The following is a 25,749-nucleotide window of genomic DNA, read 5'->3' as shown; positions in this document are numbered from 1 at the left end:
GCCTTGCTCAAGCCCCTTCTCGATGCCTTGCTCAAGCCCCTTCTCGATGCCTTGCTCAAGCCCCTTCTCAAGCCCCTCGGCAAAGGCAAGTTCTTCGATACTGGTCACAAAGGTGTCCATCTGGGTCTCCTCCTGTTCAATCAGGCGCATTGTAGCACGAACCGTCGCGTGCATGCGCGGGTCGAGGCGCAGCATCTGATCGAGCACGCGATAGAGTCGGCGCATGTCGGTGGCTGCGTAGCCGTTGCGGAAGAAGGTGCGAAAGCGGGCCAATTTGCGCCGGAGGCGTTCCTCGGGTTGCCCCCGGGTCGCCTGCGCGTCGCGGTGGATCAGGATGACCATCGCGATGGGGTTGCGGCTTGCTTCGAGCATCGTCAGGTCAAGATCCAAGAGTTTGACTGTGGGGAAGTCGAGCCGCACCACGCATCCGGCCTCGGCATAGCCAAAGGAGCGCGGGTGCCACCCCGGTTGGTCATCGCTCAAGACGGCGAGGCTGATCACCGGGTGGCGTTCGCGCACAAAGATCTGGACGTGGTAACAGAACATGCGCTCGGCGAAGTGCGGGTCGCGCTGGGCCTGGACTTCCAGGTGCATGAAGATCGTGCGTGGCGAGCCATCGTGGGCCTGGACCTGCACGAGCTTGTCGATGCGGTGCTTGCCGCGGGAGAGATCCGGGTCAAGCTGGTGGAGTTCGGTATCCCGGAAGATCACGGGGTGCTGCCAATCCACGGTGCGCCAGACCTCCGGGAAGAGCAGTTCGAGCAACGGGGCGACGTAGTGGTCGAGCGCATATTTCCACGCGCCATCAAAATCAGCCGGCGGGAGTTCCATGGGCATTCCTCGGGCAAAACGGATGTTGCTGGTTCTACCGCACGAGGGGGGCAAACGATACGGGGGCACAGTAACGCCGTGCCCGTACGGAGATGGTGCCGCCGTGCCTGCCCAATGGCAGCATTGCCGGATGTAGGGGCGCAGCAGCCGATGGCCCGCCCGTTGCCCGAACGCCCCTGCCATTGCTGCTGCGCCCACCGGCCCCCCGGTGACACAACCCGCACCCGATGGCACCATGGCCCCCCATTGCGCACGCGGGGATGGGTGGAGGGGCACGGCGGCACCGTGCCCCCACGGGTGGATCACGACGATGGGGCGCGTATGCACATGCGCCGGGATGGAGGCGTATGTGCGGGAATGGTACCATGCCCACGGCAGGGCGCAGCAGCGAACAGAGATCGTTGTGGTTGACGGGTGGCGCATGGGCTGCTGCGCCCCTACATGGGCACGCACCAACGGAGGGTGCAACCGCCCTGGCGTTGCGCACGGCAATGGTTGCGCCAAATGGCGAGCGGCTTTATACTGACACCGTGCGTACAACTGGAGAGGCTAGCATGAATTATGCGTTAGAACGCTTTACAACTGAGGTTCGCGAGGCGATTGCGGCAACCGGTCAGGCCGAAGTAGGCCAGATCGAGTTGACGACGCCTAGGCCCAATATTCCGGCGGATCTGGCCTTTCCGACCTTTCGCTTGGCGAAAGAACGGGGCTTGGTCGCCCCACAACTCGCAGCCGATCTTGCGGCAGCGATCCGGGTGGGCGACAATAGTCTGATTGGCAAGGTGGAGGCTGTCGGGCCATTTTTGAACTTTACCATGCACCCTGAACGCCTGGCTGTTGCGGTGGTAAGCGAGATCTTCGCTACAGGAACGTGTTATGGCACCCATCGCGATGGGCACGCTCAGCGCGTTGTGGTTGATTATTCGGCACCGAATATTGCGAAACGGATGCATGTCGGTCATATCCGCTCGACGATCATTGGGCAGGCGATTGTCAATCTTTATCGTGCCCTGGGGTACGAGGTCATTGGTGATAATCATCTGGGGGATTGGGGTAAGCAGTTTGGGGTTGTGTTGGCATCGGTTGAGCATGAAGGCAAGCCCGAGGGTGTTGGCGAAGCCGCGCTGGAGGCGCTCGAGGCCCAGTACGCCCGTTTTGCCGCTGCCGCTAAAGATGATCCAGCCCTCGACGAGCTCGCACGCCAATGGTCACTGCGCCTTGAACAGGGCGACCCGCAGGCCCGTGAGCTCTGGCAGTGGAGTGTTGATCTCACCATGGAGGCAGCCCAGCGCAACTATGATCGACTTGGTGTTACGATCGATCATGCCTATGGCGAGAGTTTCTATGAGCCAATGCTGGCCGGGGTGATCCAGGAAGCCCTTGACTGCGGGGTAGCCTACCGTGATGCGGGTGGGGCGGTGGTGATCGAGAACCTGCAGAACCTGCCCACCTTTTTGCTGCAGCGCAGTGATAGTGGCACCCTCTATATGACGCGCGATGTGGCGACCATCGTCTTTCGCATGCGCGAGTTTAGCCCCCAGAAGATCGTCTATGTCATCGGTGAACCGCAAGCGCTGCATTTGCGTCAACTCTTTGCGTTGATGCGGGCGATGGGGTATGCGCAAGAGGTGGAGTTGACCCACGTTGCCTTTGGCACTGTCTTTGATGCCCAGGGGCAGCCGCTCTCGACGCGCCGGGGCAATATGGTCTACCTCGAAGCGCTGCTTGATGATGCGGTGAGTCGGGCACGGGCAGTGGTTGAGCACAAGAGCCCCGATCTGCCTGAGGCTGAAAAGAATGCTGTTGCCGAAGCGGTCGGCGTCGGGGCCGTGGTCTATAACGATCTCTATCAAGACCCCAAGCGCAATATTACGCTCGATTGGGAGCGAATGCTGGCAACCGAGGGCAATAGCGCCACGTATTTGCAGTATAGTTATGCCCGTTGTCGTTCGCTCTTGCGGCGAGCACGTGAGGATGGCGGTGAAGGGCCGGGCGGCGAGCTTTCCTTGCTTGTGCATCCCTCCGAGACACGTCTGATCAAACATCTGGCCCGGTTGCCCGAGGCTGTCCGCGAGGCAGGGGCGCGCTATGCGCCGTTTGTCGTAGCCGATTGGTGTTATACCACGGCGCGTGAGTTCGGCGTCTTTTTTGAACAGTGCCCTGTCCTCAAGGCGGAAACATCGCTGTTGCGGGGCGCCCGTTTGAGTCTCGTCGCCGCCACTGCGCAGGCGTTGCACAATGGTCTGAGCTTGCTTGGCATCCAAGCACCAGAGCGGATGTGATATGGATATCCTACGTTCGATCCGTGCGGTTCTCTTCGATATGGATGGCGTACTCTACCGGGGCAAGCAGGTGCTGCCCGGGGTACACGAACTGCTGAATTGGCTCGATCAGCGCTCGCTTGGCTATGGCTGCATTACCAATAATGCCTCGCTGACCCCGGCGCAGTATGCCGATAAACTTGCGGCCATGGGCATCATCATGCCGCCCGACCGCGTCATTACCTCGGCGGTGGCGACAGGTCGTTATTTGCGCACGACCTATCCTCTGGGGACGCGGGTGTTTGTGGTGGGCATGGAGGGTTTGCGTGAGGCGATCTTTGGGGACGGCTATTTTGTGGAAGATACCGTCTTGCCTGAACTCGTGGTGCAGGGGGCCGATTTCACCCTCACCTATGAGACTCTGCGTCAGGCGACCCTCTTTATTCGGGGCGGGGCGACCTATATCGCAACCAACCCGGATAAGACGTTTCCGGCTGAAGAGGGCTTGATTCCGGGGGCAGGGGCGGTGATGGCAGCGCTTGTTGCGGCGACTGATGTAGTGCCCGTGGTCATCGGTAAACCGCAACCGACGATGTTTGTGATCGGGGCTACCATGCTTGGAAGTACGGTTGAGCAGACGCTGGTCATTGGTGATCGCCTTGATACAGATATTGCCGGTGCGCTCGCCGCAGGCATGCCCTCGGTGCTGGTGTTGACCGGGGTCAGTGGACGCGAAGAAGCCACAACAGGCCCGATCAAGCCTGATGTGATCATCGCCGATCTTCCTACGTTATTGTCAAGTTGGTGTGCATTGTGAGAAGCAGGTTGCGGACACGATCTTCGTTGATGGCGTCAATGTTCCTCGTCGCGTATGATCGTGCGACGGTCTGGACCATGTTGCGCGACTGGACACCCCGACAGTTACGTGATGCGTTGCGGGCGGGGACCTTTGGTAATTCACTCTCGGCCATTGAGGCACGTGAGCTTGATCGGTTGCTGACCGATTGGATGCAACGTGCGCTTGGCGCGATGCCGCTGCGTGATGCATTGATGGTTGATGCGCAACGTAGTCATCGGGTGCATACGCTGATCTGCATTGATCTGACGGTTGCGTATGAACCTGTGCCTGTTGCCTTCGCCTCGGGTTTGCCTGCCACCTCGCTTGAACTGAAGGCCCTGCCAGATGAAGTAGCTGGGCTTCCCGCTATGCAAGCAATTGCGGAAGAGGCTCGCACACAGGGACTAGCCCTCGCCCTGATCAAGGCAACCAATGGATATCCATACCCTGATCACCTCGAACAACTGGTTCCTCCGCCACCTGCCGATCCATATGCGGCACCACTCTTTGAGCAACCAACGGGTTGGCGGCGACGCATTGCCCTCTTGTTGGTTCTGGCTGGTGTTGCGCTTTTGAGCATGCCCCTGCTGCTGGGGCGCATTCCCGAGCATCCAGCGGGCGTGCCACTGGCGCTGTTGACCCTGGGCCTGCTGGTTGGCATTCGTGCGGGCCTCGCGGGCTTTGCCGGTGGCGTCTGCATCTGGCTCGTGGCAAATTTACCCAATTTTCATCATGATGCGCCGATCTTCGAATTGCTCTGGCCGGCCCTTCCTTTGATGTTGTTGGGCTTGTTCTTGCTTGGGCTTGATCGCCGGGTACGGGGGATGTGGCACGTGGTACGGCAGCAATTTGGTGCTTTGCGTTCGTAAATGATGTTGATGCGTAGAACACTTATTGCAGTTATGCTTGGTCTGCTCGTGCTCGCAGGCGGATGTCGTGCGTCTGCACCTGAAACGACCGCACGATTTGGCTGGGCTCTGCCTGCCGATTGGCCGTTGCCCGAGGTACCAGCCGCTAACCCGCTGGAGACGGCGAAGATCGAACTGGGCCGGGCACTCTTTTATGAAGAACGTCTCTCGGGGCCAGCGACGGTTGCCTGTGCAACGTGCCATATCCAGGCGCTGGCGTTTAGTGATGGGCGCGCTCGGGCCGTAAATGCAACCGGCACGCTTCATCCCCGCAATACACAGGGACTTGGTAATGTTGCCTATGCACGCACGCTGACCTGGGCGCAGCCAGAGCTCACGACGCTTGAGCAGCATCTTGCTCGGCTCTTTGCTGGCACGGCCCCCGATGAAATGGGTGTAGCGGGTCAACAGGCAACGATCCTGGCGCGGCTGAGGCAGGATGGTGTCTATCAGCAGCGTTTTGCGCGCGCGTTCCCGCATGACCCCGATGCGATGGGTTGGGAGCAGATCATCAAGGCGCTGGCTGCGTTTGTGCGCACGCTGATCACGGCTGACGCACCATACGATCGGTATCAAGCTGGTGACGCGACCGCCCTTTCACCAGCGGCGTTGCGTGGGGCACAACGCTTCTTTGGGCCTGAACTCGGCTGTGCGCAGTGTCACGGCGGCTTCAACTTTACCGGCTCGACGCGGGTACAGGGCGAGTCATCCGGGTCGGCCCCCTTTCACAACATCGGCCTCTACAACCTTGATGGCACAGGCGCCTACCCGGATGGTCAGCACGGGCTTGCCGAGGTTAGCGGAAACCCGACCGATATGGGCCGCTTTCGGGCACCGAGTCTGCGCAATGTGGCCCTCACCGCTCCGTACATGCACGACGGCAGTGTGGCTACACTGGAAGAGGTCATGCGGCTGTATCAAGCTGGCGGACGGCATCTGACCGAAGGGCCGTATGCAGGCGACGGGCGCCAGAACCCCTACAAGAGCAGCCTGATCACCGGCTTTGCCCTGACCGATCAAGAGCGAGTTGATCTGATCGCCTTCCTCGAAGCGCTGACCGACGAAGGGTTTGTCACCGATCCACGTTTCAGCGATCGTGTTGAGTGAGGGTGCCAGCCCTCAACCTCTGGTGTTGACCAGGTCAGCATCGACTTCCCCTGCTGCCACTTCAGCGCATACTCGGTGCCAGCCCTAGCCTTCTGGTATCAACCAGGCCAGCGCAGCTGGCCTGGTTGATAGTTCTACCCGCCACCAAAGATCAAATAGATCACCGACGGCAACATCACCAGCAATGCCACCGCAATGACCAGAAACCGGCGCAGGCGATCAGAAAGGCCCGGGGTCGCCTCAATTGCAGCGATCACCACCGAAGCCATCAGGAGGGCATAGAGCACATAGAGACGCATACCACTGTATCCTTTATTGCAAACCGAGCGTCATCAACGCATAGAGCGAAATGCCGCCTACAAATAAGACCCCAGCAAAACCTGGTTCGCCCTCTTTATTCGCTTCGGGGATCATCCCCTGGGTAATGGTCGTGATCAAAAACCCGGAAGCGAGGGCCACCAGGATCAGCCGTACCTCGAGGGATTGATTGCGCAAGACCAGATAGCCGATCACGGCCCCGCCAATGATGGCGGCAATAAAGAGGAACGAGAGGAACCGGCGGCGCCGACGGGGAACCCCCTGGTGTTTCGCCGTCGCCGTAATGACAAAGGCAAGCGGTGCCGTACTGATCGCCAGACCGAGGGCGAGCAACAGACCAGTCTTGATGGTCAACGTCGAGCCGATGCCAATGACAATACCATCAATCAGCAGATCAACGAGAATGCCGATATAGAGACCGAGGGACGCCGAATTATCCTGGGCAAGATCGGGTTTGCTAAGCGCCCAGACCGAGACATATTCGAGGATGACATAGAGCAGGCCCCCCACAAAAAACGCCCCGAGCACCCAGGTCAGTGGACCGAGACGAATTGCAGGCGGCATCAGACTAAAGGCGACCAGGGCCATAATCACGCCTGCCGCAAACTGAAGGGCTGCACTAATGACCACATGGGGAACATCGAACGCCTCGGCAAGCGGGGCACCAAGATAGGTGAAGAAAGCGGCAATACTGGCAATGATGAGGACAAGTTGAAATTCAGTCATGATCCTCGTAGGTCTGCGACAGGCCCTGATGCTGATGCGTTGAGCGCGGTGCGAACCAGTCGTGAAACTGACTCGTTCGCACCGCGTAAAAAAGACCTTACACATTGACAGGGTAACCCGGGCCGAGCGGAATGCCAAGCACAAACCAGATCACAAAGAGCAAGATCCAGACAAGGGCAATCGCCAGGGTGTAGGGGATCATCAACGCGATCACTGTGCCAAGGCCAGCATCTTTCTGATACTTCTGAGCCACCGTGACAATGAAGGGCAGATAGACCATCAAAGGGGTGAGCACATTGGTCGGCGAGTCACCAATCCGATAGGCTGCCAGCACGGTCTGAGGGGCAACTTCAAGACGAATGAAGAGTGGAATGAAGATCGGGGCAAAGATAGCCCACTTTGGCACCACACCGGGAATGATAAAGTTGAGCATGATAATGACGAGAATCATGCCTACAAGCAAGGGCAAAGCCCCAATATTGGCCTGTTCAAGGGCATTGGCCAGCACGACCGCAATCACGCGTGGCAGGTTGGTATAGTTGAAGAAGGCGATGAACTGGCTGATCATCAGCAGCATAAAGATCAGCCCCGAAAGACCGGCAAAGGTCTTGGTAACGGCACTAATCACATCGTTGCTGCTCTTGATCGTCTTCGCTCCGAGCCCATAGCCAATGCCTGAAATAAGGAAGATGAGCGAGATAATGAAAATCAGGCTATCCATAAAGGGCGTTGTCCCGATCAGATTGCCGGTCACGGGATGGCGGAGCGGGGCACCTGGGGGCAGCGAGAGCAGCAGCACAACCGCGAACACAATCAGAAACCCATAGAGCGCATATTGCAAGCCCCGCGCCTCAGCTTTGGCGGCCTCGGGATCAAGGTCATCATCGCCGATCAGGCTTTCGCCCTCGTACTTGCCCAGCCGCGGCTCGATGATGCGCTCGGTGACAATGACCGCGACAACGCTCAAGATCAGGGTTGAGGCCACACTGAAGAAGTAGTTGGCCGTCACCGTAATCGGCGTGCCGCCGGCAAGCCCAATGGCCTCATTGGTAATCTCGGTGATCATGCTATCAACGGGCGTAATGAGCAGATTGACCGCGAAGATCGCGCTGACGCCAGCGAAAGCTGCCGCCATCCCGGCTAGCGGGTGACGCCCCAGGGTGAGGAAGGCCGTTGCCGCAAGCGGGATGAGGATCAGGTAACCAGCATCAGAAGCAACACTCGAGAGCACGCCGACGAGGATCAGAATGAAGGCGATGAGATTGCGTGGGGCCACCTTGACCAGCTTGCGGATCAGGGCCGCCATCATGCCAGCCTGTTCGGCAACACCGACGCCGGCCATCGCGACCAGGGTGACCGCAACGACCCCAAACCCGGCAAAGTTGGCGACAAACGACGAGAAGACAAAACGTAACCCAGGAACCGTCAGAAGGCTCTGGATAGGAATCGTCTGCTCTTCAATAATGAATTCGGGAATGTAGGCAGGTTGCCCCGTATACACATCATAGGCAACGATCGAACCACCGAGCGCATCACGCACATCGCGCAAGACCTCAATTGGCACCGGTACCGCAATCTCTTCGGTCACGCTGACCCCGAACATGTAGAGGATTTGCGACAACACGGCAATAATCGCGATCAAATAGAGGAACATAATGACTGGATGGGGGACTTTGTTGCCGACCTTTTCAATGCCATCCAGCAATTTCTGCACAAACCCACCCTCACCTGGTTCTTTTGACTTGGCCGTTTCTGCAGCCATTGATGCCTCCTGGCGTTTATCTGATCAGTAAACTTTTGGTGGCAAGCCACCAGGCCGATGTGGATGCGTTGTAGGGCGGCCGCCCTACAACGTATCTCACTTGTGCTGGCGCAAACGTCCAGCTTCGCTGGACGTTTGCGCCAGCACAAGTGAGGCTTTGAGGGTAACACCCTAACGTTCAGGTGCATGAGCCTGCGGCTCCATACAGATGAATGTCAGGGCTTCCGCCTTTAAACCCCGTGGGTATACTGGCGTAAGAACTCGGTGAGCAAGCGTACCCCTACCCCTGTGCCACCTGCGACGTCATAAGGGCGCGCCGGTTTTTCGGCATAGGCGGTGCCAGCAATGTCGAGGTGAACAAAAGGATAGTCACCAACAAAGGCCGCAAGAAAGGCCCCGGCCGTGATCGAGCCAGCCTGCCGACCACCGATATTTTTGAGATCGGCGATCTCGCTCTTGATCATCTCGTGATACTCTTCCCAGAGCGGCAATTGCCAGACGCGTTCGCCGGTTGTTTCCCCTGCTTGCTTGATCGCGTCGGCAAGTTCCTGATTTGTTCCCATCATCCCCGTTGCATGCGAACCAAGGGCAACCACAATCGCCCCGGTGAGCGTCGAAAGTTCGATGATCGCGGCGGGGTTGTAGCGCTGGGCATAGAAGAGCGCGTCGGCCAGCACGATCCGTCCTTCGGCATCGGTATTGAGCACCTCGATCGTTTTGCCGCTCAAGGTGGTAAGCACATCATCAGGTCGGTACGAGGTGCTACTCGGCATATTCTCAGCCGAGGGCACGAGACCCACGACATGCAATGGGAGTTGCAGTTCTGCAATGACCTGCATTGCCCCCAGGACAGCCGCACTGCCACCCATATCAGACTTCATGGTGGTCATAGCATCTGCCGGTTTGAGCGAGAGGCCACCACTGTCAAAGGTGAGGCCTTTGCCAACAAGACAGATTGTTGGCCGCCCTTCGGCTGCTTTGCCATACTCCATCACGATCAACCGTGGCTCATTGGCCGAACCCTGACCAACGGCGAGCAGGCCGCCAAAGCCTTCTTCCGTCAGACGGGCTTTGTCAAAGATGGTGACCGCGACCCCGGTGCGCTCACCGAGGGCTATGGCCTGGTCGGCGAGTGCGGCGGGAGTCAAGACACCTGGTGGTGTATTGACAAGATTTCGGGCCAACATAACGCCACCCGCAATGGTTTGACCGACGGCAACCCCGGCTTGCATCGCATCGGTGGCACCTGGCGTCACCAGCGTCATTGCCTCGACCGCAAAGGTCTGCTCAGGCTTGAGGCCAGTCTTGTAGCGCAGATACCGGTACGCCCCAAGCTCGGCCCCTTCGGCGAGGGCCTGACCGATCAGGGCGGGCGCGAGCTCCAGTTGATCATTGAGCCCAAAGGCCACGCTGGCAACCTGCAAGTCCCGGGCCTGACGCACCGCGTTTGCCGCCGCCCGGCGCAGCGTCTCGGCAGTGAGTTTGTCAGCCGGGCCGAGACCGAGCAAGAGCAGGCGTTTCGGAAGAACGGCACCGCGTGGATAGAGGAGACGGGTCTGACCCGTTTTGCCGCTGAAATCAGCCGCCTCGATCAGACCGGCCACCGCTTCGGCGAGGGGCACATCTTCGAGGCAGGCCAGGATGGCTAGATCAGCCGCCTCGTTGAGCACATTACCAGTTGTAAGCATCATCTTCATGCCGGTTTAGCCTTTGCTCCAGAGTTGGGCGAGTTTGACACACACAGCGGTTGCGTGAACCATATCCTGGACACTGATCCACTCGAGCGGACCGTGGATATTCTGCATCCCGGTAAAGAGATTCGGCGTTGGCACACCCATTTCGGTGAGACGTGAGCCATCGGTACCACCGCGGGTCGGCGGCGAGAAGGGCTCGATGCCAAGTTGCTGGCAGGCTTCAAGGGCAAGCTCTACCGGACGCATATCGTGTTCGAGCCAATAGCGCATGTTGCGATACTGGGGCGTGATGGTACAGGTAATCTGTGCCCGCGGCTCGGTCGCCTGGATCGTCGCGCAGACCTGTTGCAACAGTTCACCGTGGGCCTGCAACCCTTCGCGCTCGAAATCGCGCAGAATGAAATGCAATTCGGCGGCGGCGGCCGTGCCAGTCATCTGATAGACATGGATAAAACCCTGGCGGCCATCAGTCGTCTCGGGCGTCATCGTCACCTGGGGCAGCGTGTCAATAATCTTTGCGGCGAGATGCAACGCATTGACCAGTTCACCTTTGGCGTAGCCAGGGTGAATCGAGACCCCGGTGATTTGAACGGTCGCCTTATCGGCTGAAAAAGTCTCGTAGACCACTTCGCCGAGCGGTCCGCCATCAAGCGTATAGGCCGCGTCAGCCTGAAGATCGCGGGGCAGATCAGGATGTACGCCACGCCCGATCTCTTCATCAGGCGTAAAACAGAGCCGAATTTTCCCATGAGGAACGGTTCGTTCCTGCAACAGATAGTGCGCCATGGTCATAATGATCGCGATGCCGGCCTTATCATCGGCACCGAGCAGCGTTGTCCCACTTGCCGTAATAATATCGTCCCCAATCTTCGTTTCGAGATAGGGGAAATGATCGGTCGTGAGCACCTGATGGGGATCATCAGGCAACACGATTGGGTTACCATCGTAGTTGCGATGGACAAGCGGCTTGACGCCGGTGCCATTGAAGGCAGGTGCTGTATCAACGTGCGCAAGAAAGGCAATTGTTGGTACCGAATGAGCGACCGTTGCAGGGATGGTTGCCAGCACCGCCCCATACGAGGTAAGCGTGACCTCTTCGGCCCCGATCGCGTGCAATTCTTCGACGAGCAGGTTGAGCAGATCGTACTGCTTCGCGGTACTCGGCGTGGTTGACGAGCCTTCGTCAGCCTGTGTATCAAGGCGAGCATAGCGGACAAGACGTTCTTCGAGTTCGGCAGCAAATGCGGTATGCACGGTCTTTCTCCTTTAGAGTGCGGCCAATTCTTCCAGGTAGACAATCGCTGTTTCGATGCCACGCTGGAACATCTCAATACTATAGCTTTCGTTGGGAGCGTGCAAGCCGTCGTCATCAAGACCATAGCCCATCATCACGACCGGGATCTCCATCAGGGTAACGAAATCGGCCACCACGGGAATGCTGCCACCGCCACGGGTAAAGACCGGTGTCGCGCCCCACCCCTTCTCGTAGGCACGAGCGGCCGCCTGCATCGCAGGCAGGTTGAAATCAATCAGGGCCGGTTCGCCCGTGGTCAAGAGTTTGACCGACACCTTGACCGTTGGCGGGGTGATTGACTCGATATAAGTCTTGATCTGTTCATAGATCTTGTGCGGATTCTGATTGGCAACCAGGCGTGAACTGAGCTTGGCCGACGCTTTCGCCGGAATGATCGTCTTGGGGCCAGGGCCGCTCCAGCCACTCCAGAGCCCATTGATATCGAGGGTCGGACGTGCCGAAACACGCTCGCGGATGGTATAGGTGCGATCACCCCAGACCGCCGGAACCCCGGTTGACTGCTTGAACTGCGCTTCCGAGAGATCGGTCTTCGCGATCATCGCCCGTTCTTCGTCGGTGAGGGACACCACATCATCATAGAAGCCAGGCACCGCAATCGTATTGTCGGGATGGTAAAGCTTGCCGAGGATCTCGATGAGGGCGAGCGCCGGATTATGGGTTGCGCCGCCCCAGAAGCCACTATGCAAATCGTCGGTCGGCCCAGAGACCTCGATCTCCAGATAGGTCATGCCGCGGAGGCTATGGGTAATCGCTGGCTCATCAATGGTGCGCATCGATGAGTCACTAATCACACAGACATCAGCCTTGAGCAGATCGAGATGCGCCTCGATAAAGGGTCGCAAATTCGGTGACGAGACCTCTTCTTCGCCTTCGATCAAAAATTTCACATTGATGGGGGCGGCCCCGCTCGTCTTCAGATACGCCTCGAGTGCTTTGACGTGAATGAAGAGCTGGCCCTTATCATCGGTTGCGCCACGGGCATAGATCCGGCCAGCGCGCTCGACGGGCTCGAAAGGCGGCGTTTGCCAGCCATCACTCATCTCGGCAGGCACCACATCATAGTGACCATAGACCAGCACCGTCGGCTTATCGGGGCCAGCCCCGAGCCATTCACCATAGACCACCGGATGTCCGGCTGTCTCCATCACTTGCACCTGAGCGAGCCCTAGGCCCTGCATATGCTCGGCCAGCCACTCGGCAGCGCGGCGGACATCAGGGGCATAGGCCGGATCGCCACTAAGGCTAGGGATGCGCAAAAATGCAAACAACTCCTCGACAAACCTGGCACCTTGTGTGCGTGAAAAAGCACGTGCCTCTTGACTTGAAATGGTCATAATCCTTATCCTCTTCTAGGCAGCGGCACCAGACTTCTTCTTCTTCCGGCCCGCGGCACCTTTCTGCGGCTGATCAACCGGAATTTCACCAGGCAAGACATTCGGCAACCCTCCCGCAGGCACAATGGCGAGCATTGCAACCCCTGCCAGGGCCAAGAAGGACGCTTTGAGCGCACGGAGACGGGCATCCTCATTGATCGCAACGGCTGCAGCAACCTCTTCGGGGGTCGCACTGGTTGCGGCCAGAAGCTCTTCAAGTTGATCGTTGCTGACAAAATCAACATTGTCGAGATTCACCTGATCGAGCAACTCAGGTGGAATGGAGGGATGATTCGCCGCGAGGCCGGCGATGAGCACCCCGAGAATGCCAACGGCAAGCGCACCAACCATCGCCGTACCCAGGGCCGTCGAGAGATTATTGACGGTACCGCGCAAGGCCCCAACATCACCAGCCAGTTCTTTGGGCGAAGCGGAAACGAGCACATTGAAGACCAGGGTGAGCAGCGAACCTTCGGCCACACCAACAATGACGAGGCTGAGAATGACCATTGGCGTGCCCCAGTCATTCGAGACCGTAAAGGCAAGCATCACCAGGCCTACCACAATCGTGACGAAGGCATAGCGAGCGATCATGCGCGGGGTCAGGCGATCAAAGAGACGGACGATCATTGCGGTTCCAAAGAAGATTGCCAGTGAATAAGGAATCACCGCGACTGCTGTTTGCAAGCTACTTCGCCCCTGCACAATCTGGATGTAGAGAGGAATGAGGAAGTTGATCGCCGGCCCGAGCGCTCCAATGATCAAGAGGACATAGGTAGTATACCGTTCTTCGGAGGTGTCGAGTACTTCCAGGGCAATCAGGGTTGGCTTGCCCTTTTTGCCACGCAGATACGACCAGGAAAAGAAGAGTTGCCCGAGGATAATGCCAAACACAATCATGATCGGGGCGGGCGAAAGACCGAGGATATTGAAAGGCGCATTAGAAGTAGCCACAAGGATGCCCCAGGCATTGAGGTAATTGAAACCGAGGCTGAGCAGCGTAACTGCCGAGGCAATCAAGATCACGCCATTCCAATCAATCTTCATGCCTGTTTGCCGTGGCACCTGCTTGAGGCGAAAACTGAGGAAAAAGATCGCCACGGCCACAAAGACAAGCAACCCGAAGGCATACCTCCAGCTAAGGAATGTGCCGAGCGCACCGGCAATCAGAAAGGCGAGCACACCTGCCGAAGCCTGAGCGGCCCCGAGCAACCCGAGCGCCTGCGCCTGCTGTTTGCCTTGATAGTGGGTCGCGATCAATACGACGAGCGACGGCACCATCAGTGCCGCCACCAGTCCGGCTAGGCCCTGGATCTGGATCATCCGATCCGGCGTCGTACTCAGTGCCATCATGCCCATCGCCACGCCATGCACCAGGATGCCACCCTGGAACATCAACCGCGAACCAATCATCTTGTCGAGCTTGGCCCCAAGCATCACAAAGGCAGCTACGGCGAGTGAGTAGACCACCAGGGCGGTACTGACACTGCTAGGCGAGGTATTGAAATCCTCAACAATACCACCAATTGAAACCTGGAGGGCACTCACGTTGAAGGCCAGTTGGATCTGGGCCAGACTGATGATCAACATCGGAAACCACGAGGCTTTTGCTGTTGCCTCGGCACCTGATGTGGTTGCGCCTAAAGAACTAGTCATACACGTTTGTTTCTCTCTTGAACAGGTCTACGGCACGCACGGCAAAAAACGATGAGCCATGAAGTTACATGCAAATCGCTTGTTACCTAACATCAACATACAGCATTCTTAGAGACGATACCTATTATAGTACCTCAGATCCTCAGTTGCATCACTCAAAGTGCAGTATTTTCTCGGCATCTCACCTGTTAACGGATAGGTTGTTCTAGCATAAACTCAGGTATAATAGACTAGAGTAGAATAGATTGTAGGCTGTGATGCTCTGCCAGAGGAGCGAAAATGCTGGCTGTCAATCCATTCGGGCTACTCGTGCCCACAAAACTGCGCCCTCCGCAGAAACTCGAGGCGTGGGTCGAGCGTACACGATTGTTTCCATCTGTGGAAGCCCTGCCTGATGCAAAACTGGTGCTGGTCGTGGCTCCGGCGGGTTTTGGCAAGTCAACCCTGGTGGCCCAGTGGCTTGCCCACCAGGAAGCGCAGGCAAAGCAAGTGCCACATACTTGCTCACGGTTTGCCTGGGTGACGCTCGATGAACATGATCAAGAGAGTGAGCGTTTCCTGGCTTTTGTTGCCGGTGCGCTTGAGGAAGCCCTCGCGCAACCGCTTCCAAACATCCGCGATCTCTTTACCGCCCCCAAACTCCCGCCGCCCTATGTGCTCCTACAGGCACTGCTTGTTGATCTGAATGCGCTCACCGACCAGGTAACCCTGGTGCTCGATGATTACCACATGCTCACGTCCGAGCCAATCCATCAGGCCGTAACATATTTTGTGCGCCAGTTGCCCCCGTCGTGCCGCATGGTGCTGATCTCCCGCACTGATCCGCCGCTGTCCCTAGCCCGTCTGCGCGCTGAGCAGCAACTTGTTGAGCTCCGCGCCGATGCGTTGCGCTTTACCCCTGCCGAGACGACGGCATTGCTGACCAATCTGCAGGGTGTGCCACCGCCGTCAACCTACGTTGATGCGTTACAAGAACAGACCGAAGGCTGGGCGCTTGCGGTGCAACTGGCGGCCCTGGCCCGGCGCGACTCGATGGCACCGGCACAGTCTTTTGCCATTGCAACACGCCAGATCGCTGAATATCTGGCCGATGAGGTGCTGGCCCGTCAGTCTGTCGAGATCCAGCAGACCTTGCTGGCCCTGGCTGTTCCTGAGCGGTTCTGCGCCGGGTTGTGTGCGGCGTTGCTTGGGACACCTGAGGCAATCTATGCTGCCGAAAGTCGTCTTCAGACGCTGCTGCACACCAATCTCTTTGTGATCCCGCTTGATGAGGCCCACCAGTGGTACCGGTTTCATCATCTCTTTCGCGATCTTCTTGTGCGCCATGCGCAGTCTCAGTATGGTGAAACCCAGTGTGCGCTGCTGCACCAGCGCGCTGCTGACTGGTTTCAGGCCCAGGGATTTGATGAAGAGGCTCTCCGTCACTTGCTTGCTGCTGGCAATGAGGATGGCGCCGCCAGGCTGATTGAACAGTTGTTGATGCTGACGATGGGCCAGGATGTGCTGCCAACTTCACCAGACTACTGGCTGCAACGCCTGCCATTACACGTAATCGAACGCCGCCCAGGCTTGACTCTGATCGTGGCTCGCCTCGCGGTCTTTAGCCGCGATATGGGGCAACTCCAGCGGTGTCTGGCGCATATTGATCAATTGCTTGCCACACCTGGCACGCACGATCTGTTGCCCTCGAGGGAGCGGTTTCAGGCTGATTTTGCTGCGTTACAGGGGGTGCTTGCCTTGTGGAAAGGTGACGCTACCGAGGCAATTCGTTCGTTCGAGGTAGCGCTCAAGCTTGGCCCGACACCTGCCCTTGGTACACAGGTGCTGCTCGCACTCGGTCTTGCCTATGCAGGGGCCAACCGCTTTGCTGAGGGGGTCGCGTTGCTGGAAGCCGATCTGCCCGCTACGCTCGCCGCCTTGCGCCCGCAGCAGCCTCTCTGTCGTGCGACCGGGCTCTGCTGGATGGCCCATCTGATTGGCGATCTATCGGCGCAGCAGGACTATGCGCAACAGTTATATGATTTTGTAGTTAGCAACCAGTCAAGTGATTTCTGGCTCGGCTATGCGGCGTATAGCCTGGGCATGGTGGCCTACGAACGGAACGATCTTGCTGCGGCAGAGGCTCAGTTTCAGATGCTCGCCAGGCGCAAATACAAAGTGTCTTACCCTGGGTATAGCAATGGGGTGATCGGGTTGGCCCTGATTGCGCTGGCCCGTGGCTCGCTCGCCGAAGCTGAAGTTTTTGCGCAGGAAGCTCTCGTCTTTGCCAATGAAGTCGGTGGGGTCTTTTTGCGGTATCAGGCGCTGAGTTGTGCGGTTCAGGTGGCACTGGCGCGGGGTGATGTGCCTTCTGCGCTGTGCAGTGCCGCAGGGATCGATGTCGATCATTTGCATCCCGGGTTTACGCTCTCGATCAGCATTCCTTGCCTGAGCAAGGTTCAGGCACTGGTGGCTGCGGGTGATCTGGTGAGCCTGAGGCAGGCCGATCTGCTCTTGGCGTCATGGTTGGCTCAGGTTGCCCAGGTGCCCCAGACGCGCTTACAGATCAGTGGTCTTGCGATGCAAGCCATCGTGCGCCAGGCCCAGGGCCAGACCGAACAGGCCCTGACCCTGCTCGAACAGGCTCTACAGCGTGCCTCCGCCGCAGGTTTTGTCCGCACGCTGCTCGATCTTGGCTCAGGCCTCAGGCCACTCCTCGTTGCCCCGCTCGCGCAGGGCAACGAGGAGTGGCCCTATCTACAGAAACTCCTTACCACCAATCGCTCCTATCCAGACGAAACGAGACTTGCAACCCAGGTGCTGGCCCGGGGCAGTCTCCCCGAGTTGCTCACAACCCGCGAAGCCGAAATTCTCGGTCTGCTCGCCTTGCGCTGGTCCGATAAAGAAATTGCCCGGCACCTTGTGATTGCCCCCAATACCGTACGTAAGCATACCACGACCATCTACGATAAACTTGGCGTGCATAGTCGCCGTGAAGCGGTGATGACGGCCCGCGCACTGGGCCTGCTTGCGCCGGATGCGCTTGCCACGCGCTAGCCTCCTTCACCCTGCGCTGGTAATAGCGTGGTAATCCGTTGTTGTTATCTTATTTTTAACTAGAGAACAACAAATAGGTTCACTCAAACCCGGCTTCATGCGCTGGAAAAGCCAGCTTAGCTGGCTTTTCCAGCGCATGAAAGATTCCTGAGGTCGCAGGGCCGCCAACGCGCCTCCCCGCGTACGCAGGGACAGAGCCATACGTTCACGCACACACGGAGCAGAGCTATGACAAGCAAAGCCAGACCGTACATCATTGCCGGAGTCATCGGGTGGCTCGTTCTGATCAGCCTTTCGGCGGCCTGGAATATTGTCCAGGTACGCCAGAAGCAGCACGACATTTATCTGCAAAATGGCCGGGTTATCTTCGACCTGATTGTCACCACCCGTGCGTGGAATTCACAGCACGGCGGGGTCTATATGCCGGTCTCAGACGAGGTGGAACCGAACCCTTACCTTGAGGTTGCCCATCGTGATCTGACGACGACTGATGGCACGATGTTGACCCTGATCAATCCAGCCTATATGACCCGCTTGATTGCCGAACTTGCGAATCAACAAGACAATATCAATCTGCATATTACCAGTTTGAACCCGATTCGTCCGGCGAATGCTCCTGAAGATTGGGAAGCCGAAGCGCTGCGTATCTTTGAAGAGCGTGTCAAGACCGAGTATACAGGCTATACCCAGAACGGCCACACGGCGATCTTTCAATATATGGCCCCCCTGATCACTCAGCAGAGTTGTTTGCAGTGCCACGAAAAGCAGGGCTATCAGGTTGGTGATATCCGCGGCGGGATCAGTATCTCGTTTCCGGTTGCCTTTTCGATGCCGTGGGCATTGCTCTTCAGTCACCTCTTTTTTGGTGTCGTAGGGAGTAGCCTGATTGTGGTCTTTGGCTCAAAATTAGGCCATACGATCAAGATCCTGGAAGATCTCTCGGATCTCGATGGGTTGACGCGTATCCATAACCGTCGTTATTTCGATGAGCAGGTCAAACGCGAATATTTGCATAGCAAACGCAATAAGGTACCTCTCTCGATTGCGATCTGCGATATCGACAATTTTAAGGCGTATAATGATAGCTATGGTCATCCCGCAGGCGATGAGTGTCTCAAGCAGGTGGCCCAGGTGCTCAAGCAGGTCTTGAAACGCCCTGGTGATCTGGTGGCCCGGTATGGCGGTGAGGAGTTTGGCATTCTCTTGCCCTACACTGGCGTCGAAGGTGCCCTCGAAATCGGTGCCTTGCTCTGCGCAAATGTCGAGGCCCTGCGCATTCCCCATAAAGCGAGCGAGGCCAGTGCGTATGTGACGATTAGCATCGGTATTGCAACCTATACTGGCGATGAAAAGTCTTTGGCGAATGTGATCAAACTGGCCGATCTCGCGCTCTACAAGGCTAAAGCAGGTGGGAAGAACCATGTCGAACATATGCTAGTCACAAGGACAGTTGCCCATGGCAATTGAGGATATGTTTGTCCGTGTGCAACGCCATCCCGATGGTGTGCCGCAACGCTACACCGTTGACCTCTGGCTCGCCAGTGGTCGGCGTGAGCGTACGACGCTGACGTTTGACTCCGACACGGTGCCTGATGCATCCGATCCGCAAACCCTCGTTGCGACCGGTCTCCGACTCTTTCATCAACTCTTTAGTGGGCCGCTGGCGCTGATGTTTCAACAGACCTGGGCGGCCATCAATGCGCGGAACGACCAGCTTCGGCTCCGCCTGGCCCTCGATCCGGCAGCCCCCGCGTTGCACGCACTCCCCTGGGAGTTGATGCATTTTGATGATAGCAGCGGCCTGGAACCTCCACGGCCGTTGGCGGTCGATCCACGCATTCTCTTTTCACGGTATGTCGAGAGTGCAGAACTGGACGAAGGCCGCCCCCTGGCCCGTCGCCCTATCCGCATGCTGATGGTGCTAGCGTCACCCGTCGATCTTGCCCGCTGGCACCTCGCCGAGCTTGATCGTGAGGCCGAGCAGCGTGATTTTGAGACGCGCTTTAGTGCCGCGATAGCTGCTGGTCAGTTGCGTTGTGATGTCTTGCCCCTGGCCTCACCTGAAGCGCTGCGTACGGCATTGCTCCGTGGCACCCTCGATGCAGAGGCCCCCGCTGCTGAGACGGGGTACGATGGGTTGCTCTATTATGGGCACGGTCTGTTTCACCCTGAACTGGGTACCCGGCTCGTGCTTGAAGATCCTCAGACACGCCGTGCCTTGCTCTATGATAGCAATACGCTGGTGAGCCTGCTCCGCACCTTGCCCGTGAGTCACCGGCTCTCACTAGTCTTGCTGGTCGCCTGCAATAGTGCCGTCACGGGAGCGTTGCATAGCCTGGCAACCCGTCTGTTGATTGAGAGCGGGGTTCCTGCTGTGCTTGCGATGCAACGCTTGATCGAGGTGGTGCTGGCACGGAGTTTTACCCATCACCTGAGTGACGTCTTGCTGCGTGATGGCACCATTGATTTTGCTGTCAATAGTGCCCGCCGACGTATCTTCAACCCCGAGGCAACCGGGTGGGGTACGCCGGTGCTCTATATGCGCTATGCGAACGGACGGATCTTTCTGCCCAATGCTCAGTTGGAGTATGTGGCGGCCATTTTGCGTGAGCCTGAGTTTGCGCGTTGGCGTGGTGAAGCCTATATTGATGTTGCGGTGATGCAGGTTGCCGCTGGGCAGGATTGGCATTTGTTGCGTGTGCGACCCGAAGATGCGCCAGCAGCAATTGGGGCGATCGAGACGCTTGACCAGACCCTTGGCTTGCATCTGCAGCCAGAACGACGCCGCCCTGAGCCGCGCCGACCACAGAAGACGAATCTCGTCGCGTTGATTGGTCCGCCTCACTCTGGGCAAACAACGATCTTGCGCCGCCTGGCATACCAACTGGCCGAGGCGGTGACCCAGGATGTTACGCGTCCCCCTGGCATCTTCATTTCGCTGATTGGCTATGATCAGCAGCGCGGTCAGCAGCGGCTGGAACGACAGATTGTCGAGCAGGCGAGTGCGATCACGCCTGCCCTCGGCGAGTTCCTCGGTACAACGATGCGTCACGCTCACACTGCCCGCGAACCTGACGGCCCTCCACGGTTTGTCCTGCTCTTCGACGACCTTGATACGCTCCCCGAACGTGCGCGTAGTGAAGCCGCCCGTGAACTGATGCGCCTGGCACAGCGGCTTCCCAACGAACGATTTATTGTCACCTCGGCGCAAGACAGCTATCCTGGCTCCCATCTCAGCAGGGCGTCTGTGCTGGTGATCCAGCCACTTGGCGAGCGTCAGATCCTTGGCTATCTACAGCAACGTGATGCGTCAAACGCCGCCCTCCTCTACCGACAGATCCGCGACAAACGGCTCCTCAATCTCGCAAGCGACCCGAGTCTCTTGACCTTGCTGATCGAGCAACTGACGAGTGCCACACCCGATGGCTTTACCCGCAATCAACTGGTACAGAGCTACCTCGATCGCATGCTTGGCACCCTTGATCGGCGTTTTAGCCTGGGGGCCGCCGCCCGCACGAGCCTGATCGCCTTGGCCTGGCAGAGTTGCTGGGAGCATCGCGAGCACCTGAGTCTGGCAACAATCTTTCGCACGCTGGCACGGGTGCGCCATCAGCGCGACTATAGCCTCGAAGAGTTGTACGACCTGTTGCGGGCGGCGCGTCTGTTGACCGGCGTCGGCACTAGTGCCGCTCGCTTTGTCAATAGTCACCTGCAAGCCTACTGTGCCGCCGTCGCCCTGGCGAACCGTGCGGATCGCCAGGAACGCCTGGCTGATATCATCGCGATGTGTGCCAACCAGGAGCTTATGCTCTGGTGGGAAGAGGTCATCTACGCCCTGGTCGGGATGCTCAACGATCTCACGCCACTCTTCAGATTGCTTGCCTCGGCCATTCGCGCTGGCAGTGACGGCCATGCGCTCATGGCGGCACGTTGCCTCGAAGCGCTCGCGCCGCGGCAAGAGGCGCGGCTTGATCCGGTCTTGCGCTCTGAGTTGCTAGATGCGTGTGTGCTCAGGTTACGCAGTACGCGTGAGCCATCAGCCGAGCGGCGCGAGCAACTGGTGGTGGCGCTGGGACGATTGCAGTACCCCCAGGTGCGTCACGAATTGCATCGTCTCGTGATTGAACGGGTACGCCCGAGCGCCTCGGGGCCGCGCTACGAGTACACCAATGTTCGCATTGCCGCCGCGCGCGCCCTGCGTACCATCTACCTTGCTGCGGTCGCTGATGAAGCCGAGGCGCCGCCCGACGTGGCCGGCGAACTGGCTGCGCCACGTTCAGCCGGTTTGCCAACCGCAGCAGGAGCGCTCACCAATGCCTTGCCTGGGGCAGGCGTCAGCCCTCCGACGTTGCGCGAGTTGCGTGACGACCAGACCTTGCTCCGTTTTATGGCGATCTGGCGGCGGGGAAGTGCCGGTCGCAACGAGTTACATACCTTGCTGCATACGTCGCCCTCGGCCCCAGAACGGGCGCTGGCGGCCTTTGCGCTGGGCGACATGATTGATACACGCCTGCATCGGATGCTTGATGCGAGACATTTGCTGCGGGTTATTCTGAGCCCTGACGACACCGCCGAGCAGGTCATCAGCGAGGATTGGCAAGATACGATGTGGGCTGCGGCTGATGCCCTGACCCTCTTTCACCCCCAGGATGTCATCAGGCTGCTCAGGGTCTTGATCCGGTACAACCCGACGGTTGCCGACAGTGCCGCACAGCAACTGGCCTATCTTGCGGGGCGTCTACGGGCGACCGACAGTGAGGTTGTCGACTGGTTGATCCGGTTGCTTATCACCAATCCGGGGCAGGTGATCAAAGCGAAAGCGTTGCAATCACTCGCCTGGATCGGTGTTGGCATTGCCGAACGCCACGTGCCGCTAGTTGATGGTAACCAGGGGCCTACGCTCAAACAGCTGATCCAGATCCTTGCTGCGGCCGAGTCAGTTCCGCCGCTGGCGCTGGGCAACTTTACGGTAGCACCGCATCGACCAGATCGTGCCGACCATGACCTCTACTTACGACGCAAAGCCATCGAGGCACTTGCGTGGATCGGTGATGCGACAACCATTCGTGACCTGGGCCATCGCGTACCTGGCTGGCCGCCCGAACTACGCGAACATTGGTATCAGACCGTTGCCACGATCCAACAGCGCCAGTATGTTATACTTGGGTCAGGCTCACATCTATAGGGCTCAGGTTGTGCTATGAAGGTTTTGCTCATTGGTTCGGGGGGGCGCGAACATGCCCTGGCCTGGAAGATTGCCCAGTCACCACATCTGCGCGGGATGCTGTGTGTTCCTGGCAATGCTGGCACAGGCGTCTATGGCAAAAATGTCCCCTTTCCACTGACCGACATTGGGGCACTCGTTGATCTTGCCGAACGCGAAGGCATTGATCTGCTCGTCGTCGGTCCAGATAATCCGCTTGCCGATGGTATTGTTGATCGTTTCCTTGCTGCGGGCATTCCGGCCTTTGGGCCAACAGCCGCTGCGGCGCGCATCGAGAGTAGCAAGGCGTTTGCTAAAGAGATTATGGCCGCAGCCGGTGTGCCAACAGCGGCGTCGCACGTCTTTACCAACCCTGCCGATGCCGAGGCTTTTGTCTTCGCGAGCGGGCGAAGCTGGGTCGTCAAGGCTGATGGGCTTGCCCTGGGCAAGGGTGTCATCGTGCCTGAAACGATTGGCGAAACAATTGACGCGATCCATCACCTTGCCGCAACACCGGCGGGGAGCCATTTGTTACTCGAAGAGCGCCTGTTTGGGCGGGAAGTATCGGTGATGGCCCTCTGTGATGGGCGCCGACTCTTGCCTCTGCCGTCAGCCCGTGACCACAAGCGTTTTGGTGAGGGCGACACAGGCCCGAATACCGGGGGGATGGGTGTGGTGGCCCCCGTTGATGATGTGTCACCAGCGCTGCTCGATCAGATCGTGCAGCAATGCTTGCAGCCGGTCGTGAACGAACTGGCTGCCCGTGAAACCCCCTTCCGCGGTGTCCTCTATGGTGGCCTGATCCTGACCGATGCCGGCCCAAAGGTGCTCGAGTTCAACGCACGTTTTGGTGACCCCGAAGCTCAGGCGATCCTGCCGCTGCTTGAAGGCGATTTTCTTGAGGTGCTCTACGATTGTGCGGTGGGCGGGCTCAACCCCGAGAAACTGCGGCGCCGCCGTGGCTACGCCGTCTGTGTTGTGCTCTGTGCCGAGGGCTACCCTGGCAAACCACGCAAGGGCGACCAGATCAGCGGGGTCGAAGCAATTGATGACGACCAGGTCATCATCTTTCACGGCGGCACGACCCTGGGTGGGCGCGGGCTTTGCACCAATGGCGGTCGCGTGCTTGGCGTCACCGGTGTAGGCACGACCCTGGCCCGAGCGCGCAAGCGTGCGTATGAATATGCCGAACGAATCAAGTTTGACGGCAAATACTATCGCACTGATATTGGTGCAGAGTGAAAACCCTCTTGCCAGACGTGCGTGCGCATGCTACTGTATGGGTGGACATCACACCTATTCTGTGAACTGGTCGCCGTGATGTGTCAACTGATGTGCGGAAGGGAGTGCGACCCTCACCCGCTTGCCGGTTGGCGCGCCCAGTCAAAGCAAGAAAGGCCTTATATGTTACCTGGCTTGACCATCCGGCGTGCAACGATGACCCCTGCCGACTATGAAGCGTTTGCCGATCTCTATCGGCTGGCAGGTGTTGAACAGCCCTTTGACAACGAGGCCCCGAGCCTTGATGATCTGCACGCCTTCGACCGCGCCTGCGAGCGCAGCGGTGCCCATTCGTGGCGCTACCTCGCCCAGGATGCAAGCGGCGCCACCATCGGCGTCGGCCACTTCTTCCCCGTGACCTGGCTTCAAAACCCTGGGACCTACTGGATTGTGATTCGGGTACACCACGCCCTGCGTCGCCGTGGGATCGGTACCGCCCTCCTTCGTCAGATGGAGGCGGATCTGACGGAACTTGGTGGGCGTGCACTCTGGATTTTTGTACCTGAACAAGCCCCTGAATTGAGCGAAGCTTTTGAGCGGCATGGCTTCAGCGAGCAGATGCGTAGCAATCCCTTTGTGCTTGAGGTTGCGCACACCGCTCCGGTCGAGCTCGCCCCGCGTCTTGAACGCCTGCAGGCCGACCATGGTTTGCGGATTATGACCCTGGACGAGTGTCGTGCTGAGGATGCCGACTGGCTCGAGAAGATCTATACGCTCCACGCTGCCTTAACCCGTGAGGTGCCAATCCCTGAAAAAATCTTTACGACGCGTGAGGAGTTCGCGGCCTTTGCGATTGAATCACCCCAGGCACTCTTTGATGCCTTCTTTGTGATTCGCGATGGCGACCAGTATGTTGGCCTCAGTTTTCTCCAAGGTCGCGCCGATACCCCCGATACGCTCTATCAGGAATTGACCGGGACATTGCCCGCGTATCGTGGCAAGGGTCTGGCCCGCGTGATGAAGTTGTTGACTATTGACTACGCCCAGCGGCATGGCTTCCGTCGCATTGTCACCTGGGTAGAAAATACAAATGATGGGATGCTCGCGATCAATCTCAGCCAGGGCTTCGAACGACAGCCGGGCCTTGTCCTGCTTGAGCGTTCCGTCATGCCCGCCATTCCGTTGACGCCAGCCACCTTTGGCGCACCGCTTGACCAGACCGTGCAGGCGTACATTCTCAATCCAGTGGTGTAATATCGCACTCCTATCTGGATAGGCCATAGGAGTGTCTATTCCACCACTAGGGCGATTGCATCATACGAAATCGGATACAACGGGGCATCCGCAAGGGGTGCCCGTACCGGGGCGGGTGCCCTTGCGGGTGCCCGTACCGGGGCGGGGCACCCGCAAGGGGTGCCCGTACCGGGGCGATGGTGTACGGGCACCCCTTGCGGGTGCCCTTGCGGGTGCCCTGGTGGGATGCATACACGGAAGATGCAA

The 25,749-nt window shown here is 58.4% G+C and carries 17 protein-coding genes; 9 read left to right on the top strand and 8 right to left on the bottom strand.

Going from position 1 to position 25,749, the window contains the following annotated elements; all coding sequences use genetic code 11:
* Positions 1 to 831 (bottom strand): RpnC/YadD family protein (locus EYB53_RS17590; protein WP_135479721.1); only part of this gene is annotated, 831 nt, incomplete at its 3' end.
* Between the two features lie 554 nt (positions 832 to 1,385).
* Here EYB53_RS17590 and argS point away from each other — a divergent pair.
* From argS to EYB53_RS17570, 4 genes are read left to right on the top strand one after another with little or no spacing between them, the layout of a single operon-like run.
* On the top strand, positions 1,386 to 3,113 hold the full coding sequence (gene argS / locus EYB53_RS17585) for an arginine--tRNA ligase (RefSeq protein ID WP_135479720.1): 1,728 nt from the start codon (positions 1,386 to 1,388) through the stop codon (positions 3,111 to 3,113).
* Between the two features lies 1 nt (position 3,114).
* Positions 3,115 to 3,909: an HAD-IIA family hydrolase gene (locus EYB53_RS17580; protein WP_135479719.1), complete on the top strand. Its 795-nt coding sequence runs from the start codon at positions 3,115 to 3,117 to the stop codon at positions 3,907 to 3,909.
* Between the two features lie 29 nt (positions 3,910 to 3,938).
* On the top strand, positions 3,939 to 4,799 hold the full coding sequence (locus EYB53_RS17575; RefSeq protein WP_135479718.1) for a hypothetical protein: 861 nt from the start codon (positions 3,939 to 3,941) through the stop codon (positions 4,797 to 4,799).
* A 9-nt stretch (positions 4,800 to 4,808) separates the two neighbouring features.
* The gene (locus EYB53_RS17570; RefSeq protein ID WP_205712678.1) at positions 4,809 to 5,945 is read left to right on the top strand and encodes a methanobactin export MATE transporter MbnM; all 1,137 of its coding nucleotides are present in this window, start codon (positions 4,809 to 4,811) and stop codon (positions 5,943 to 5,945) included.
* A gap of 134 nt (positions 5,946 to 6,079) precedes the next feature.
* Here EYB53_RS17570 and EYB53_RS17565 read toward each other — a convergent pair whose 3' ends face one another.
* From EYB53_RS17565 to EYB53_RS17535, 7 genes are all read right to left on the bottom strand, one after another.
* Positions 6,080 to 6,244 (bottom strand): hypothetical protein, encoded by a 165-nt coding sequence (locus tag EYB53_RS17565; protein ID WP_167857462.1) that lies wholly within the window; start codon positions 6,242 to 6,244, stop codon positions 6,080 to 6,082.
* 13 nt (positions 6,245 to 6,257) lie between these two features.
* Positions 6,258 to 6,989, bottom strand: a complete 732-nt coding sequence (locus EYB53_RS17560) for a ZIP family metal transporter (protein WP_135479716.1) — start codon at positions 6,987 to 6,989, stop codon at positions 6,258 to 6,260.
* Between the two features lie 97 nt (positions 6,990 to 7,086).
* Positions 7,087 to 8,751 (bottom strand): AbgT family transporter, encoded by a 1,665-nt coding sequence (locus EYB53_RS17555; RefSeq protein WP_135479715.1) that lies wholly within the window; start codon positions 8,749 to 8,751, stop codon positions 7,087 to 7,089.
* 230 nt (positions 8,752 to 8,981) lie between these two features.
* Positions 8,982 to 10,448, bottom strand: coding sequence for a leucyl aminopeptidase (locus tag EYB53_RS17550; RefSeq protein WP_135479714.1), 1,467 nt, complete (start codon positions 10,446 to 10,448; stop codon positions 8,982 to 8,984).
* A gap of 6 nt (positions 10,449 to 10,454) precedes the next feature.
* Positions 10,455 to 11,699: a peptidase T gene (gene pepT, locus EYB53_RS17545; protein ID WP_135479713.1), complete on the bottom strand. Its 1,245-nt coding sequence runs from the start codon at positions 11,697 to 11,699 to the stop codon at positions 10,455 to 10,457.
* 12 nt (positions 11,700 to 11,711) lie between these two features.
* Positions 11,712 to 13,094 carry a dipeptidase gene (locus tag EYB53_RS17540; protein ID WP_135479712.1) on the bottom strand — a complete coding sequence of 461 codons (1,383 nt, stop codon included), beginning with the start codon at positions 13,092 to 13,094 and terminating at the stop codon, positions 11,712 to 11,714.
* Positions 13,095 to 13,109: 15 nt separating this feature from the next.
* A complete protein-coding gene (locus tag EYB53_RS17535; RefSeq protein ID WP_135479711.1) occupies positions 13,110 to 14,789 on the bottom strand; it encodes an MFS transporter in 1,680 nt (559 codons plus the stop codon).
* Between the two features lie 279 nt (positions 14,790 to 15,068).
* Here EYB53_RS17535 and EYB53_RS17530 point away from each other — a divergent pair, with 279 nt between their 5' ends.
* The 5 genes from EYB53_RS17530 (at position 15,069) to EYB53_RS17510 (ending at position 25,503) form a co-directional block, all read left to right on the top strand.
* Positions 15,069 to 17,825, top strand: coding sequence for a winged helix-turn-helix domain-containing protein (locus EYB53_RS17530; RefSeq protein WP_135479710.1), 2,757 nt, complete (start codon positions 15,069 to 15,071; stop codon positions 17,823 to 17,825).
* 228 nt (positions 17,826 to 18,053) lie between these two features.
* Positions 18,054 to 19,292 carry a diguanylate cyclase domain-containing protein gene (locus tag EYB53_RS17525; protein WP_135479709.1) on the top strand — a complete coding sequence of 413 codons (1,239 nt, stop codon included), beginning with the start codon at positions 18,054 to 18,056 and terminating at the stop codon, positions 19,290 to 19,292.
* Positions 19,282 to 23,010, top strand: a complete 3,729-nt coding sequence (locus EYB53_RS17520; protein ID WP_135479708.1) for a CHAT domain-containing protein — start codon at positions 19,282 to 19,284, stop codon at positions 23,008 to 23,010. The genes EYB53_RS17525 and EYB53_RS17520 overlap by 11 nt, the downstream gene beginning before the upstream one ends.
* Positions 23,011 to 23,025: 15 nt before the next feature.
* On the top strand, positions 23,026 to 24,270 hold the full coding sequence (gene purD / locus EYB53_RS17515) for a phosphoribosylamine--glycine ligase (RefSeq protein WP_135479707.1): 1,245 nt from the start codon (positions 23,026 to 23,028) through the stop codon (positions 24,268 to 24,270).
* A 162-nt stretch (positions 24,271 to 24,432) separates the two neighbouring features.
* Positions 24,433 to 25,503, top strand: a complete 1,071-nt coding sequence (locus EYB53_RS17510) for a GNAT family N-acetyltransferase (RefSeq protein WP_167857461.1) — start codon at positions 24,433 to 24,435, stop codon at positions 25,501 to 25,503.
* The last annotated feature ends 246 nt before the right edge of the window (positions 25,504 to 25,749 follow it).

The organism is Candidatus Chloroploca mongolica (genome assembly GCF_004762035.2).
Taxonomy (GTDB): Bacteria; Chloroflexota; Chloroflexia; order Chloroflexales; family Chloroflexaceae; genus Chloroploca; species Chloroploca mongolica.
This window is presented reverse-complemented; position numbering and strand designations above follow the sequence as displayed.

What these genes read in the sequence shown, in the direction of transcription:
- argS (WP_135479720.1), top strand. Translation starts at nt 1,386, where the DNA reads ATGAATTATGCGTTAGAACGCTTTACAACTGAGGTTCGCGAGGCGATT.
- EYB53_RS17580 (WP_135479719.1), top strand. Translation starts at nt 3,115, where the DNA reads ATGGATATCCTACGTTCGATCCGTGCGGTTCTCTTCGATATGGATGGC.
- EYB53_RS17575 (WP_135479718.1), top strand. Translation starts at nt 3,939, where the DNA reads ATGGCGTCAATGTTCCTCGTCGCGTATGATCGTGCGACGGTCTGGACC.
- EYB53_RS17570 (WP_205712678.1), top strand. Translation starts at nt 4,809, where the DNA reads ATGCGTAGAACACTTATTGCAGTTATGCTTGGTCTGCTCGTGCTCGCA.
- EYB53_RS17565 (WP_167857462.1), bottom strand. Translation starts at nt 6,244, where the DNA reads ATGCGTCTCTATGTGCTCTATGCCCTCCTGATGGCTTCGGTGGTGATC.
- EYB53_RS17560 (WP_135479716.1), bottom strand. Translation starts at nt 6,989, where the DNA reads ATGACTGAATTTCAACTTGTCCTCATCATTGCCAGTATTGCCGCTTTC.
- EYB53_RS17555 (WP_135479715.1), bottom strand. Translation starts at nt 8,751, where the DNA reads ATGGCTGCAGAAACGGCCAAGTCAAAAGAACCAGGTGAGGGTGGGTTT.
- EYB53_RS17550 (WP_135479714.1), bottom strand. Translation starts at nt 10,448, where the DNA reads ATGAAGATGATGCTTACAACTGGTAATGTGCTCAACGAGGCGGCTGAT.
- EYB53_RS17540 (WP_135479712.1), bottom strand. Translation starts at nt 13,094, where the DNA reads ATGACCATTTCAAGTCAAGAGGCACGTGCTTTTTCACGCACACAAGGT.
- EYB53_RS17535 (WP_135479711.1), bottom strand. Translation starts at nt 14,789, where the DNA reads ATGACTAGTTCTTTAGGCGCAACCACATCAGGTGCCGAGGCAACAGCA.
- EYB53_RS17530 (WP_135479710.1), top strand. Translation starts at nt 15,069, where the DNA reads ATGCTGGCTGTCAATCCATTCGGGCTACTCGTGCCCACAAAACTGCGC.
- EYB53_RS17525 (WP_135479709.1), top strand. Translation starts at nt 18,054, where the DNA reads ATGACAAGCAAAGCCAGACCGTACATCATTGCCGGAGTCATCGGGTGG.
- EYB53_RS17520 (WP_135479708.1), top strand. Translation starts at nt 19,282, where the DNA reads ATGGCAATTGAGGATATGTTTGTCCGTGTGCAACGCCATCCCGATGGT.
- purD (WP_135479707.1), top strand. Translation starts at nt 23,026, where the DNA reads ATGAAGGTTTTGCTCATTGGTTCGGGGGGGCGCGAACATGCCCTGGCC.
- EYB53_RS17510 (WP_167857461.1), top strand. Translation starts at nt 24,433, where the DNA reads ATGTTACCTGGCTTGACCATCCGGCGTGCAACGATGACCCCTGCCGAC.